Source organism: Abyssisolibacter sp. ZYX002, from assembly GCF_056892235.1.
In genome coordinates this window covers 1-15200 of sequence record NZ_JARMXH010000012.1, presented here as the reverse complement: position 1 = coordinate 15200, position 15200 = coordinate 1, and the positions used below count along the sequence as shown (strand labels likewise).

Here is a 15200-nt window from a genome sequence, read left to right as displayed (position 1 = left end):
CGCTTGTAATACGGTTGTAACAAAACTAGTATATAATAATGATGTAGAATTGTGACTATATTGTTTGGGAGGAATAAATTATGCTAAAAAGAATTTTGATGGGAGTAAGTTTACTAGCAGTTTTAGCAATGGGTACAGCTTCGTACGCAAAGCCAGAAATGGATTCAGTACAACCTAAAATTGGTGAAGCGGTTAAAATGGAAAATCAAAAATTAATAGAGAGCATAGCTATAACGTCTCCTGAAGATAATTTAGTCACATCAGAAAAGAAAATATTAGTTTCAGGGAAGGCTAAAGAAGGGCTAAAGGTTTTAATAGAAGTATATAAAGTTGATAGTAAAAAAGATATAAAAGACTTTTTGCAAATAGAAAATAATGATCAAGCAAATGAAACAGATAAAAAAGAAGACGTTAAAAATACAGCAAAAGAAGTAAAACCAGCAGTAAATAAAACAGAAAACAAAGAAACAAATTCACAAGCGAATCAAGTAGATAAAGTTAAGATATTAGATGCAAACAATAAAGAGCTTGATATAGATAAACTAGAGAACAAGGATGAGATACTTAAAGATATAGATAAAGCAACTAGGCTGATAGCCAAAGAAATACAAGTAAAAGAATTAGGAATATTTACAGAAGAAATAAATGTAGAAACTGGAAACATAAAAATAATAATATTTATAAGAGATTCAAAAGGAAATGTTTTAAAAGCAGTGCTAAAGAATATTATTATTGCAGACGAAGAAAAGGCTAAGGAATATATTGAGAAAATAAAAACAAATAACATAAATGTAGAAAAACCAAAATCAGAGAATAGCAATCAATAAACTTAAAGATTAGTCTTGGAGATGACTATGGTGAAAATAGAAAGATTAAAAACATATACCTTAATAGGATTATTTATAATTAGTATAATACTCTGTCATGAACTTCTGACAGGGATTTCTTTTAATACGAATTTTATTTTTAACAAGAAAAAAATATCTACAAATGAAGTAATCAATAGTGGTGATTTTCTTGCACCGAGTAGATTTATAATAAATTATTCAGATAGCCACCACAAGATGATATATAGTAATAACAAATACAAAGTATGGACGCTCGGACAAAGTGGTTTAAAGGATTATTTAGATGATGATAAGACAAACGTTAGTCTATACGGAGAAGTTGATGAAGAATTACAAAATGAAATGTATTCTCAAAAATCAATAGTGATGAAATTTGATGATTTAATTGATATTAAATTTGCTAGTAAAGTACTTGGGATAAAGGATATAAGCATAATCTCTAAGTATATAAAAGATATGAATGTATTATATTTTTATCTAGGTTCCGATCATTATGTAATCATAGCTAATGATAAAAGCTATGTAAAGCTTAAAAATGGAGCAATAAAGCTTGAAGAATTGAATGAAATAGCTGAGAGTATAAAGTTAGATGATGAGCTACCTAAATACTACGAAGGATACAAACTTTTTATAGGCGATAAGAGTAAAGACATATTTATTCCGGTAAATGTATCAAAGAAGATTACAAGTCCGTATGTAAAAGAATATGTATCAGAGAAAGATATGGAAAATATAGCAAGTAAATACTTAGAAAAAGACATAAACTATATAAGAAAGATAGTTCAAGATGACGATACTAAGATATATATGTATGGACAAAAAAATCTAGTATTAAGAAATAACGGAATAATAGAGTATTATGATAACTCAGGAGAGAGTGTATTAGACAAAGATTTGTATAATAGTTTTATTGCAGCAGTTAATTTTATAGTAGAGAAAACAGAGTATACAAGTAATATATATTTAACACATATAGAAGATTTAGATAATGATAAAAACAAAGGCTATAGATTTAGTTTTTCATATAATATATTTAATAGACCAGTAAGAACATCGATAAACAATAAATATTTATCAAGTCCTATAGAGATGGAAGTATACGGAAGTACAGTGACAAAATATAAGTCATGTATAAGAGAAGTATTGGTGGATACGAATCCTTTTAACGTGCTTTCACCAAAAGATATAATAGAGAAAAACTATAACTATATGGGTAACAAATTTCAGAGCAAAAACGAAAAAAAGAAAGGCAAAGTTGAGGATGATTTTTTAAATAATATCGATAATGTATATTTTAGATACTATGATTTAATTGATAACAATACATTTTCTAAACTTAGAGCCTCATGGGTTATAGAAATAGGTGATCATGTATACGTATATGATGCGGAAAATGGATTGTTGATTGATGAAAAGTAAAAAATAACTATGTCAGATATATGGATGGTGTTCTAATGAATTGGTCAAAAGCAAAAAGCATATTAATAGTAGTATTCATAATAACAAACTTATTTTTACTATATGTTAAAATAGATATAGACAATAGTACTAAGAAAGGTAATACAGTAGATGATAAGTTTGTGCAAATGGTAGTCAAAGAATTAGAAGACAAAGACATAAAAATAGATTGTGAAATATTAGACCAGGCTCCTGTAAAGACACTAATAACAATAGAATATGAATCGTATTCAAGTGAATTTAATAAAAATAAGCTAGCAAGTAGATTCTTTAACAGTTATGCTCAAAAAAAAGACTATAAAGAACACACATTGACCTACAAGAGTACAGGTGAAGAGCTTATTTTGTATGGTGCAAATAATGTAATAGAATATAGAGACTATAGAAGAGAAAGTAAACTTGATATAGAAAATATAAATCAAGAAAAATTAGAGAATATGTGCAAAGACTTTCTAAAGCGTCTAGAATTCAATACCGATGATATGAAATTGACCAATTACACCAAAAAAGGAAATAAATATAATTTGCATTTTACAAAGTTTTATAATAATATGCTTATAGAAGATTCATATATGATATTTGAGATAGATCAATTTGGCATAAAAAATTTTAAAAGGAAATGGCTAGAGGTCAAAAAAGAGAAAAATAGTGAAATAAAAATGGGATCTCCACAAAAAGCTCTACTGAGATTGCTTTCAAGAAAAGAAGCATATGGCAAATCAATAGTTGATATGTCTATGTGCTATTATTTTTCGTCAAGAGACGAAATAATAAACCATAATAAACAAGCAAAAGAAGGAGATGCGGTTCCTGCATGGAGAGTCAAAATGAATGATGGAGAGTTAATAATATTGGAGGAATACTAGTTTAAAATTGAATATTTATAAATATTATACATTTTGGGGCTGGTATTTGTTAAATAACATACTAAATTTTACTGTAATTTTAATATTGCTATTTGAAAAAAACGAAAAATTATATATAATATAATAAGAATAACCTATTTATACACAGAAAGATCAAAACACGCCGTTTAAAAATAAAAAATATAAAGAGGGGTGAGTTAGACTGAACTTATTCAGTTAGACCTATGAATAAATTAGTTATAGAAGGTGGAGTAAAACTTAACGGAGAAGTAAGCATTAGTGGTTTTAAAAATGCAGCACTTCCAATAATAACAGCATCATTACTAGCTGCAGATAAAAGTGTAATAGAGAATATACCTTTGATAAAGGATGTATATATATTAAAAAATATAATAGAAACATTAGGTGGAAAAGTTCACTTAAGCGATGATGGCGTAATGACAATTGACGCAACAAATGTAGAAAATAAAACAGCACCATATGAGCTTGCAAAGCAACTAAGAGCTTCATATTACCTAGCAGGAGTAGCTCTTGGTAGATTTAAAGGAGGAAGTATAGTATATCCTGGAGGCTGTGATATAGGGGCTAGACCGATAGATTTACACATAAAAGGATTTGAAGCATTAGGAGCAGATGTAAAAATAGATCATGGAATAATAAAATGTAATGGAGAAGGTTTAAAAGGTACAAACATATATTTAGATTTTGCTAGTGTAGGAGCAACAATAAATATAATGCTAGCGGCGGTACTCGCGAAAGGAAATACAATAATAGAAAATGCTGCAAAAGAGCCACATATTGTTGATACAGCGAATTTTCTTAACTCAATGGGAGCAAATATAAGAGGTGCAGGAACAGATTTAATAAAGATTAGTGGAGTGGAAAAGCTTCATGGATGCACATATAGCATTATACCAGATATGATAGAAGCAGGAACATATATGGTTGCTGCAGCTGCAACAGGTGGAGATGTATTAGTAAAGGATGTTATACCAAAGCATCTAGAGGCTGTGATAGCTAAGCTTAGAGAAATGGGTGTAGAGGTAAGAGAATATGATAATTCCGTTAGAGTAAGAGTAACGAGAAATCTTAAAAATGTTAACATTAAGACGCTTACATACCCTGGACTAGCAACAGATTTACAGCAACCTATGGCCGTATTGTTATCAACAATAAAGGGGACTAGTATGGTCACAGAAACTGTATTTGAAGCAAGATTTAAGTATGTAGATGAGTTGAAGCGCATGGGCGCTAATATAAAAGTTGATGGAAAGACAGCAGTAATTAAAGGAATAGACAAACTAAGTGGTGCAAAAATATCAGCAACCGACCTAAGAGCTGGAGCAGCATTTGTAATAGCTGGCTTGATAGCAGAAGGTACAACAGAAATTGATAACATACAGCATATATATAGAGGCTATGTATCAATGGAAACAAAAATGAAAAATCTAGGAGCTAAAATTGTAAGGATATAAAAATCAAATAATAGCTTGTAGATTATTAAAAGTGTAATCGTAGAAAAAAATAATGACCGAGATTTCTCGGTTTTTTCTATATCTAAAAAATATATTGGAGGAATTAAATGTCGATAAGATTTTGTTCATTAGCAAGCGGTAGTAGTGGAAATTGTCAATACATAGAGACAGAAAAAATAAGAATATTAGTAGATGCAGGATTAAGCGGAAAGAGAATACAACAAGCACTAGAATCAATACAGGTAGATCCTAAGACGATAAATGGTATATTAGTTACACATGAACATTCAGACCATGTAAAAGGAGTGGGAATATTATCCAGAAGGTTTAATTTACCCATTTATGTAAATACTAATACATGGGAAAGTATGAGAAATAGTATGGGAAAAGTTAAAGAAGAAAATATCAAGACATTTACCACAGGAGATCATTTTGAAATAGCGGACTTAGGGATAGAGAGTTTTAAAATTCATCACGATGCATCCGATCCAGTAGGGTACTGTATCAACCATAAAAGTACAAAAATAAGCTTATTAACAGACACTGGGCATGTAGACGAAGAAATAAAAAAGAAAATAAAAAAATCAAACCTATTACTTCTAGAATCAAATCATAATCCAGAGATGGTAAGAGTAGGTAGATATCCATGGCCACTTAAGAAAAGAATATTGGGAGATTTTGGACATATATCTAACGAAGTAGCAGGAGAAACAATAACAGATGTATATACTTATGATATGAAGGTCATATTATTGGCGCATTTAAGTCAAGAAAACAACTTTCCAGAGCTAGCATATAGAACAGTTAGCGATATCATGACACAATCAGGTATAGACATAAAAAAAGATGTGAAACTAGATATGACTTATAGGTCCAAACCATCTAAAGTATATACTCTATAATACAATAGTATGAAGAGGTGCTTTAACATTGGATGAAAATAATCAAAGAAATACCTACAATAGGGAATCAAGCAATCCACAAATTATATATTCTAGCAGACAAAGAAAAAGTACAGTTATATATATAATAATCTCACTAATATCAGCAATAATAGGTGGACTAATAGTGGCTTATATAGCTTTAACGTATTTTTATGGAGAAACTACACCTGCTCCCGAAATAAAGAATCCACAGCCGATAACTATAAATCCTAATAATGGAATAACAAATGTTACAGCAGTATACAAAAAAAGCATGAAGTCAGTAGTAGGGATAACAACAGTAGAGCTAAAAAGCAGTTATTTTAATAGATTACAAGAAGTTCAGGGACTTGGCTCAGGAATAATAATAGATAGCAAAGGATACATACTTACAAACTCACATGTTATAGGTGATGGTAAAGCAAAGGACATAACAGTTCAATATGAAAATGGCACAAAAGAAAAAGCATCTATAGTATGGTATGAGCAAGCGCTCGATTTAGCTATAATAAAAACAAAGTCAAATAATTTAGTGCCAGCAGAACTTGGAGATTCGGATAATTTGGAAGTTGGCGAGTTGGCTATAGCTATAGGCAATCCACTTGGATTACAGTTTCAAAGGACAGTAACGTTGGGTATAATAAGTGGATTAAAAAGAAGCATAAGAACACAGGCAGTATTGATAGATGACTTGATACAGACAGATGCATCAATAAACCCAGGCAATAGCGGAGGACCATTGTTAAACGCAAAAGGGCAAGTAATAGGAGTGAACACAGCCAAGATTACATCGGCAGAAGGGCTAGGGTTCTCAGTACCAATAAATACAGCAAAGCCAATAATAGAGCAAATAATAAAAAATGGGAAATTTGACTTAGCATACATAGGAATAGGAGGATACCCTGTAGATATCTACGAGAGAGCCACAGGAGAGAGAACAGGGGCGGACAGTGGAGTTGTAATAGTAGAAGTAGCCAAAGACTCACCTGCCTTTAAAGCGGGAATAAAGGCATCAGATATACTTGCTAAAATTGATGATAAACAAATAGAAGATATGAGTACACTTAGAAGGTACTTATATGAACTTAGTCCCAACGATTCAGTTACGATAGATATAATTAGAAATAGAAGACAAAGAAAGATACAAGTTATATTAGGAAGGACACCTTCATAATATAAATGTTAATAATAAAATATTAAAAAAACAATTTTAAGACAACCTTTTTTATCATATAATAAAGACAAGACTAAAAGTGGAGATGATTGACATGTATGTAGTATGTAACGAGCACTTAGAGATAGCAATAGATGATTTTTTAGATGTATATGATCAGTGTCCAGATTTTTATGAGTTAGAGAAGATATATTTCACAGACTGGACTAGCCCAAGTACATGTGACTATTGTGATAAAAAACCAAAATATTTAGTGGTATAAGGAAAGAAAATATGAAAATAACTATAATAGCAGTAGGAAAATTAAAAGAGAAATATTTAATAAATGGTATAAACGAGTATTCAAAAAGGCTTTCTAAATACTGCAAACTAGAGATTATAGAAGTACCAGATGAAAAAGCACCAGAGAATCTCAGTGATGCAGATATGCAGATAGTAAAAGACAAAGAAGCTGAAAAGATACAAAAGAGATTAAATGATAGTTCATACATAATACCACTCTGTATAGATGGAAAACAGCTCTCCTCAGAGGATTTTTCAAAAAAGTTGGACAAGGTATTTTTAGAAGGAGACAACCATATAACCTTCATAATAGGAGGTTCACTAGGGTTATCAAGTAAGATAACACAAAAAAGCAAATTAAAACTATCATTCTCAAAAATGACTTTCCCTCATCAGCTGATGAGGTTAGTACTAGTTGAGCAGATTTATAGAGCGTTTAGGATTAGGATGGGGGAACCGTATCATAAGTAATTGCTATTAGTAAGTTCATAAGGAGATGGGAAATTTAAATATGAAAAGTATTGAAGATATAATAGCTCAATATGAAATTGGAGAAATAAAGAGTGTTGTAATGCCAGGATTTGGTTCGAATGACACTTGGATAATTGAATCATTAGCTGGAAAATATGTTCTTAAGAGGAATCAGAGAGAAGACTATGTTCAAGTTCAAATAGTAGCAAATAAAGCTTTGGGTTTGAAACGAAAAATGAATAGGATTATTGAATCTATTGAAGGAGAATTTATTGTTGATGATAACTATGTATTGTATGAGTATATCGACGGTGAAGTAATTTCAAATATTGATGATTTATCAATATCTAGTTTTCTGAGAGAGCTAGCATTATTTAACATTGAGTTACGTGACGTAAATATTAATGACATAAAAATTGAAAGACATAATTATTGGGATGATGCATTCAATACAAGTTATATATCTGATGAGTACTTAAGGGATTTATGTATCTATGGTTTTGATAAAGACCTCCAAAAGAGAATAGTCAGTTGTACCAATCATGTATTGCAGAAAGTTGATTTATTGACTCGAAAAAGAAATCAACTTATCCATTCTGATTTAGGTATTGATAATATGATTCTTACCAAGCATAAACACGTTAAATTTATTGATTTTACACCATTAGTTGATTCACATTACTTGTCTGTTGCGTCTTTTATTTATTGGGAGATTCTGTATAAGAATGATGAAATAAATTATTGTGAAGTATTAGCTTGCTTTTCTGAGTACGAAAAGAGTTTACCAAATGATATGATTGATGATGTTGATGAAAAGTTAACCTATTTACTCAAGTATACTTTATCTAAATTAGTTGGAGCTACATTGAAAGTGATTAATTCCTCTAAGATAATTGAACTAAAACAAGTTGAATATAGATTAGTATTACTTGAGAGTTTAATGAATGGCTTAAAACGATAAATTTACATCAGTAATGTAAAAAACGCCGTTGCATACAGTACGGTGAACCATACCATAAGTAACGACGGTTTTATATATGTTTTCTTATGACATATACCTGAAGTGTATTGTAAGAATAAGAGGAAGTAGGGCACTTTTGCTAAAAATTTACATTTTCTATACATTTTTATTATAACTATTATCAGATAGAAAATTTAATTGAATAACTTTAGGCTCTGTTAAAAAAGTTATTTGGGGTATAAAGTAAAGAGTCTATCAAATGATGGACTAAGGAAAATAATACAAAACAGTTTAAAATTGAATCGTGGATGATACGAAATGAGTCATAGGAAGAGATGAAAATAATATTTAAAAAGATATTAAATATTAATGGCGTATCAACAAGGTAGCTATCAAGAGTTAGGGGGGTATCAGTAAATATTATTTGGAAGTTATAGCAAAGACAGAAGTAAATAACTACTCTGTCCCTTCAACATATGTAAATCTAGAACAGATTAAACCTTAGAATCAGAAGTCTTTGATAGGACATTAGCTAAAAACTTATAAGGGGTGGAGCTTTTGACTAATGTAAGAGATAGCGACTTAAAGGGCAGTACTTCATTAAGAAACATTGATGAATCTGCCCTTTAAGTTGTTTTTGATTTGAACTCGCTAAGATTTTTACATGCCTTCATTATTTATTGGCTATTCTATGAAATATAAATCTGTTGTTATAGAATTTGTAAATTATCAAGCTCTATTTCATAAGATATAGTGGAAGGGGGAAGAAATCATGAATAGAGCTAAAATAGGTGTAGAGACACAAATGGAAGGTATAAATAAAATTTCAAGCAACGTGTGCCCAGTGCCTACTGCGATTATGAAAGAATCTGCTAATCTTTTATTTAGAGTGCCTGTATTTTTAAGTCATCCAAGTCGTCTAAATACTATACAGCATCAATTTGTTGATGCAATGATTAGGCAAATTAAAAAGGCATTGCTCTTTCCACGAACACTACCTGAAACTGAGCAATACCCTGAGACACCGTTAACAAATATTCGTCGAATGATTATAAATAGTTATGGAATGGTGGCACTTAATTTAAGACAACAAAAAGTTAAGATTATTAAAAACAATCTTAATGAGCCTATAGGAGAAAAAGTGTGGGAAGGAAGTCCTTTTGCACAGATTGAGCCTGGAATGGCCTATCAATATGGGCTTCCTTTGCTGCTCATTAGAGAAACAGGCGTAGAGTCGAAGGGAATATGGGCTTTTGGAATTGGTCCATTCTTAATCTTAGAATGGGACTCCACAGTACCAAATCCTATTGAAACATTTTTTGCAAGGAATGATTGGAAATCAATTTTTCAAAATTGGATGGGTTATGTAAGAACAGGTTATTATATACAGACACAACCAGAGTTTAAATACTCATGTGCTACAGTTGAAGACTGATAACTTTTAATATATAAAATGATACTCAAATTTTTTCACTTAAAATCATAACTTATAATAAAAATATCGTGGGTTTGTCATTAAGCTGGAAGAAGAGGGCTAAGCTAGAACACATAATAAATAATTGCTTTATGTCATGGGTACGCTTTGATTGACATATTCATGACAGGCTTTAATAGGCTTATATACGAAAATGGAGTCAGGGTTGAAAAGTTCAACTAACATGATGCATTAGAGCAAAAAAATTGCAAGAAAACTACGTAAGACAGATGTATTTTACAATTTTACAACAAGAAAAATAGTTATTCAAGGACATTGTAGAATGTACAGAGCATCATTTTTAATACTGAATGGATAGAATACACTTAAAGATTGATGGATTGATATGTGAAATTGCAGTAACTAAAAAGACAAGTATGTATAATAATATTGATAATACAACCTCCAACGGATAAAGAATCTGTTGGAGGTTTACTTTTACCCCGAAAGGAGATAATCACCTATGCCAACACCCCAGTACCATAAAAACCGAAGCCATTTCTCAGAAGATGAAAAATACAGATACCTGCTAAAGAGAGAATGGAATAAGACTAAGAAAAAAGCAATGGTAATAATGAAAAACCCTAGTGATGCAGGTAAGCTTATATTAGACCATACAACTACAATTTAGATGAAGCTAAGTAGGAGTTGATATATAATCTACTTAGCTTATTTTATTGAAAGTATGCAAAAAACTGCCGATAACTCTATTACGGTGAATCTTATCATAAGTAACGAAGATTTTAACCAAATCTAAAAGAATCAATGGAATTGGTTATGGCATTAACATCTATAGTGCTAAAACTACAATGATTGTCGTAAGATTTGGATTGAGGTAGCTAAAGACCTTGAAAAAAATATTCTAAGGCTCTAAAGAAAAAAAGATCAAGTAATGAAGTAATAGTTATTGGGCAATGATGATTTGAGAGGAGTATTAATTTTTAGACTAGAAAAGGCATTACATTCTTGACTCTTCCTTTAGGTAATCCTTTATAATAAGTTTATCATTATATTTTAAGAAAAGAGGTCGAGATAAATGAATAACTTAATCAAAATCAAAGATATGTCAAGGAATTACAACATTACAGCCCGTACATTACGTTATTATGAGAGTATGGGATTGCTATCCAGCACTAGAAGTGAAGACTATGCATATAGAATGTATGATGAAAATGCTGTTAGACGGCTTGAACAAATACTAATATTACGTAAGCTGAATATTAGTATAAAAGACATTCAACGTGTTTTCAACACTTCTGGTTCAGATGTAGTTTTAGAAGTGCTGGGGAAAAAAGTGGAGAGAATAGACGACGAGGTTTCACTTTTACATGAATTGAAGGAAATCGTGTTGGATTTTATACACGAAATTGAACAAGTGAACTTTGCAAACAATTCCGATATAAAACTGCTGTATACCAAGGCAAAAGAGATTGAAACACAATTGATAAGTACTGACTATATAGGCAAACCTTCCAATATAAACCGCCTGAATAAAATAACTGAAAGATTAGACAAAAAAATTCCTGATATAATGGTTGTCAAGATACCAGAATTTAAAGCAGTAACTTGCAGCGACCAACCGTGGGGGGAGATGTTCAAGGAAGGCGGATATATGTACCAACTATGGCAGTACTGTCATTTGTATAAGGTTGTTATTTTCGATTGTTTTGATTTTTTGATTTCTAAAAATGATGACAAAGCTGAATGGATATGTGCCGTTAAAGATGGTGTCACTAATGCGGATGTAGCACCTTTTAAGTTGGTCGATTTTCCGGGAGGTTTATACGCTATGGCAGTCAGTATAGACGAAGATAACGAGAGCATAAATAAAGTGGAAGATAAAGTTGGCCGATGGATTCAAAACACCAATTTTGAGCTTGACAAAAGCCGCAATGTTATGTTCAATATGCCTTACTTATATGAAGATGGAAGAGATATTGCCTATAAAGACATAGAAAAGGGACTTGGATATAAACAGATGCAAAGGTATTTTCCTATAAAGTTGAGAGATGATATTTAATCAGAGTTAGAAAAAAGAGTATTAAAAACTGAATATAAACTTTGTAGTAAACGATTGATTAAGATAGATGGCTCTATGCATATTCTGACCGTCTTTAATGAAAGCTGGAGTAAGATGGTGTTCAAGTATATATTTGGTGAGGAAATTCAGAACAGAGAGTTCAAAGTGGTTTTGGGAACATATTGTAGCACAGTGGAGCTTGAAATAAATGACTACCATTGGAGGATGATTGGGGAGGGATGCCAAAAGTTATCCTTACAGTATAGGAAGATCGCCGATGTAAACAGGTATTGTTTTGTCATACCCACAGTATCGCTCTTACGTTCGTGTATCGCTTTGATACCAGTTGTACTGATTATGGTCTTATTCGTATTAAGAACACTTATGGAGTATAAGACATTATGCACTAAACTTGAGGGGGATATAGAATATACGAGTGAGGTTAAATCTAGGCTGATTGCTTATATGTGGTAGTTAATAAGTTTGGAGAAAACGCAGTTGAGCTAAGTGAGATGAACTGTATCATAAATAACTGCGGTTCTTCTTATTCTAGACCTCATTGATATTTGTAAAAAGAGGCTGATATACTAACAAATTAAATTTGTAGTGTATCGCCTCTTTTTATGTTATAGGCATTTAGGCGAAAGTAAGCAAGTAATAGTAAATACACTAAAATGTAATTTATGTAAATGGTATAGGTAAATATAAACAAGTTACAAAATTGTAAGATATGATGGGAAAAGATTCTGAAACAAATAATATGTATAATGATACTTGCTACATAGTAACTCTTTTACATAGAAAAATAAAGTTGATATAATATTAGGTGGAAGGTTATTATTTAATCTATTATATATTTGGGGGGGTAAGCAGAAGCATGAATAAACAAGTAATGATAGAAGTTATGAACTTATCTAAATCCTATAAAGGTGTAGAAGTACTGAAAGGTATAAACTTACAGGTGGAAAAAGGAAGTATTTTTGCATTACTTGGTTCGAATGGTGCAGGAAAAACAACAACAATAAAAATACTTTCAACATTGCTAAAACCAGATGGTGGTGAAGTAAAATTGGCTGGTTTTGATGTGGTAAAAAAACCTCGGGAAGTTAAAAAGAACATAGCACTAACTGGACAATATACGGCTGTTGATGAAATCTTAACGGGCAGAGAAAATTTGTTTATGATTGGAAAACTTCTGGGTATAGAAAATACAAAAGCAAAAGTAGAAATGCTACTAAAACAATTCGACCTACTTGATGACGCTGATAGACGCGTATCAACATACTCAGGTGGAATGAAAAGGAAAATTGATATTGCAATGAGTTTAATGGGAACTCCTAACATAATATTTCTAGATGAACCGACAACAGGATTAGATCCACAAAGTAGAAAGTCAATGTGGAAAACAATAAAACAACTTTCAAAAACTGGAGTAACTATTTTCTTGACGACTCAGTATCTTGAAGAAGCAGATGAGTTAGCGGATAAAATAGCGATTTTAGATAAGGGGGTAATAATTGCAAAAGGAACAAATGATGAAATAAAAAATATTATCCCTAGCAATATCATAGAGTTATATTTTAGAACAGCAGAAGAAACAAAAAAAGCAAATTTGCTATTAAATAAATATAATGCAATTATAGTTGAAAATAGTAATAAATTAAGAATTGAAACACATGATTCAGTGAATGAAGTCATTGATATATTGAATGATCTAAAAGCTGTAAACTTGGAAGTTGAAAACTTTGAGAAGAAAAAAGCATCCATGGAAGATGTATTTCTAAAAGTGATAGGTCATGATGAAGAGAGGAGGGGTTTTAGATGCAAACAATAATAAAAAACAGTAGCAATGTACTAGTAATGATAAAGAGAAATTTAATACACGTGATTAGAAATCCTGAGTCCATAGCAATGACAATTTTTTTACCTATATTTGTAACATTACTATTCGTATATGTATTTGGAGGAGCATTAGGTCCAGATGGAGATAGAATAAAATATTTAAATTACGTATTACCAGGAATAATTATTATGGCACCTGCATTTGGAGCGTATATGACATCTTTAGGCGTAAACAATGATATGACAAAAGGGATTATAGATAGATTTAGAACAATGAATATCAATCAATCTTCAGTTCTAACTGGGCACATTTTTGCATCCGTTGTTCGCAACCTATTAGGAACGACAGTCATTATACCTTTTGCATATTTATTAGGGTTTAGAACTGATGCAATATTGATGGATTGGTTTGCAATAATAGGAATGATTATTATTTATATTTTGATGATAACAATGGTATCATTAATGATAGGACTACTTGGAAGCAATGTAGAATCAGTAGGAGGAATAATGATGTTTGTGCAATTTGCTCCATATGTAAGTTCAGCATTTATTCCCACTGAAACTATGCCACAAGCATTACGTTACTTCGCGGATTATCAACCATTTACACCAATAACAAATACAATTAGAGGACTATTCTCAGGAACAGAAATAGGTAACGACTGGATAATAGCATTAGCTTGGTGCCTAGGAATAATAATAGTAAGTTTCATTGTATCAAAGTACACTTATGAACATAAGACATCTGTGTGAATCTCAGCATAAGTTGAGGTAATAAGGTATAAATATTTAATTGGGATGTAAAAGCTTGGGAAAAGTTTGTAAATACAGTATAACCAGAAGATAAAGGTAGTTTTTTGTACATATAAGATATTCAGTACATAGTGAATTACTAAAAATGCTTGAATCAGCTGTATTAGTGAAGAGTTAAAATTATTAAAGTTTAGCCCAATTACAAGTAAAATTAACTGAACATATTTCATTTAAACATGTTAAAAAGTAGCTATGATGAATTTCCATCAGTTAATAGAACAATCACAACATCAGATAAAAAGATGTATTATAGCTACCTGTAAATAGAATCACGGTTACAGAAAGGTAAAAAATTGATACCATTGAAATTGTATTTAATGAGAAGCTACAAAAGCACCTACTGAATATTAAGGGAGAAGCTTAAATAATGAAGATTCTCCTTGCTTTTATATGTTTAAGATAGCTATATAATATTTGAATAGTTTTTAAGCTAATTAATAATATAATAGTAGAAAATACAATTTTAAGTAGGTACTGCTATTATATTAAAGGAGATTTCAATAATTTAGATGTATAAAAGAATAGACAAAAAAATGCAAGCAATCCTATAAGTATAATAATATTATATTAAGATAACCTAACTCTTTGAT

General features: G+C 30.9%; 14 protein-coding genes. All 14 read left to right on the top strand.

Annotation, left to right across the window (positions count from 1 at the left end; genetic code table 11):
* Positions 1-80: 80 nt before the first annotated feature.
* Positions 81-827: a hypothetical protein gene (locus tag P3X86_RS19770; RefSeq protein ID WP_483294467.1), complete on the top strand. Its 747-nt coding sequence runs from the start codon at positions 81-83 to the stop codon at positions 825-827.
* Positions 828-854: 27 nt separating this feature from the next.
* Positions 855-2267, top strand: coding sequence for a hypothetical protein (locus tag P3X86_RS19765; RefSeq protein ID WP_483294466.1), 1413 nt, complete (start codon positions 855-857; stop codon positions 2265-2267).
* A gap of 35 nt (positions 2268-2302) precedes the next feature.
* The gene (gene yycI, locus P3X86_RS19760) at positions 2303-3172 is read left to right on the top strand and encodes a two-component system regulatory protein YycI (RefSeq protein ID WP_483294465.1); all 870 of its coding nucleotides are present in this window, start codon (positions 2303-2305) and stop codon (positions 3170-3172) included.
* A gap of 224 nt (positions 3173-3396) precedes the next feature.
* The gene (locus tag P3X86_RS19755; RefSeq protein ID WP_483294464.1) at positions 3397-4647 is read left to right on the top strand and encodes a UDP-N-acetylglucosamine 1-carboxyvinyltransferase; all 1251 of its coding nucleotides are present in this window, start codon (positions 3397-3399) and stop codon (positions 4645-4647) included.
* Positions 4648-4754: 107 nt separating this feature from the next.
* Positions 4755-5549, top strand: a complete 795-nt coding sequence (locus tag P3X86_RS19750; protein ID WP_483294463.1) for an MBL fold metallo-hydrolase — start codon at positions 4755-4757, stop codon at positions 5547-5549.
* A 28-nt stretch (positions 5550-5577) separates the two neighbouring features.
* A complete protein-coding gene (gene htrA, locus P3X86_RS19745) occupies positions 5578-6744 on the top strand; it encodes a serine protease HtrA (RefSeq protein WP_483294462.1) in 1167 nt (388 codons plus the stop codon).
* A gap of 94 nt (positions 6745-6838) precedes the next feature.
* A complete protein-coding gene (locus P3X86_RS19740) occupies positions 6839-7006 on the top strand; it encodes a CxxH/CxxC protein (RefSeq protein ID WP_483294461.1) in 168 nt (55 codons plus the stop codon).
* Positions 7007-7017: 11 nt separating this feature from the next.
* Positions 7018-7497: a 23S rRNA (pseudouridine(1915)-N(3))-methyltransferase RlmH gene (gene rlmH, locus P3X86_RS19735; protein ID WP_483294460.1), complete on the top strand. Its 480-nt coding sequence runs from the start codon at positions 7018-7020 to the stop codon at positions 7495-7497.
* A gap of 40 nt (positions 7498-7537) precedes the next feature.
* Positions 7538-8458: a phosphotransferase gene (locus P3X86_RS19730; protein ID WP_483294459.1), complete on the top strand. Its 921-nt coding sequence runs from the start codon at positions 7538-7540 to the stop codon at positions 8456-8458.
* 805 nt (positions 8459-9263) lie between these two features.
* The gene (locus tag P3X86_RS19725; RefSeq protein ID WP_483294518.1) at positions 9264-9893 is read left to right on the top strand and encodes a hypothetical protein; all 630 of its coding nucleotides are present in this window, start codon (positions 9264-9266) and stop codon (positions 9891-9893) included.
* A gap of 502 nt (positions 9894-10395) precedes the next feature.
* On the top strand, positions 10396-10563 hold the full coding sequence (locus P3X86_RS19720; protein WP_483294458.1) for a DUF1643 domain-containing protein: 168 nt from the start codon (positions 10396-10398) through the stop codon (positions 10561-10563).
* 405 nt (positions 10564-10968) lie between these two features.
* On the top strand, positions 10969-11952 hold the full coding sequence (locus tag P3X86_RS19715) for a MerR family transcriptional regulator (RefSeq protein ID WP_483294457.1): 984 nt from the start codon (positions 10969-10971) through the stop codon (positions 11950-11952).
* 877 nt (positions 11953-12829) lie between these two features.
* The gene (locus P3X86_RS19710; RefSeq protein WP_483294456.1) at positions 12830-13786 is read left to right on the top strand and encodes an ATP-binding cassette domain-containing protein; all 957 of its coding nucleotides are present in this window, start codon (positions 12830-12832) and stop codon (positions 13784-13786) included.
* A complete protein-coding gene (locus tag P3X86_RS19705; RefSeq protein WP_483294455.1) occupies positions 13774-14550 on the top strand; it encodes an ABC transporter permease in 777 nt (258 codons plus the stop codon). Before P3X86_RS19710 ends, P3X86_RS19705 begins: the two co-directional genes overlap by 13 nt.
* The last annotated feature ends 650 nt before the right edge of the window (positions 14551-15200 follow it).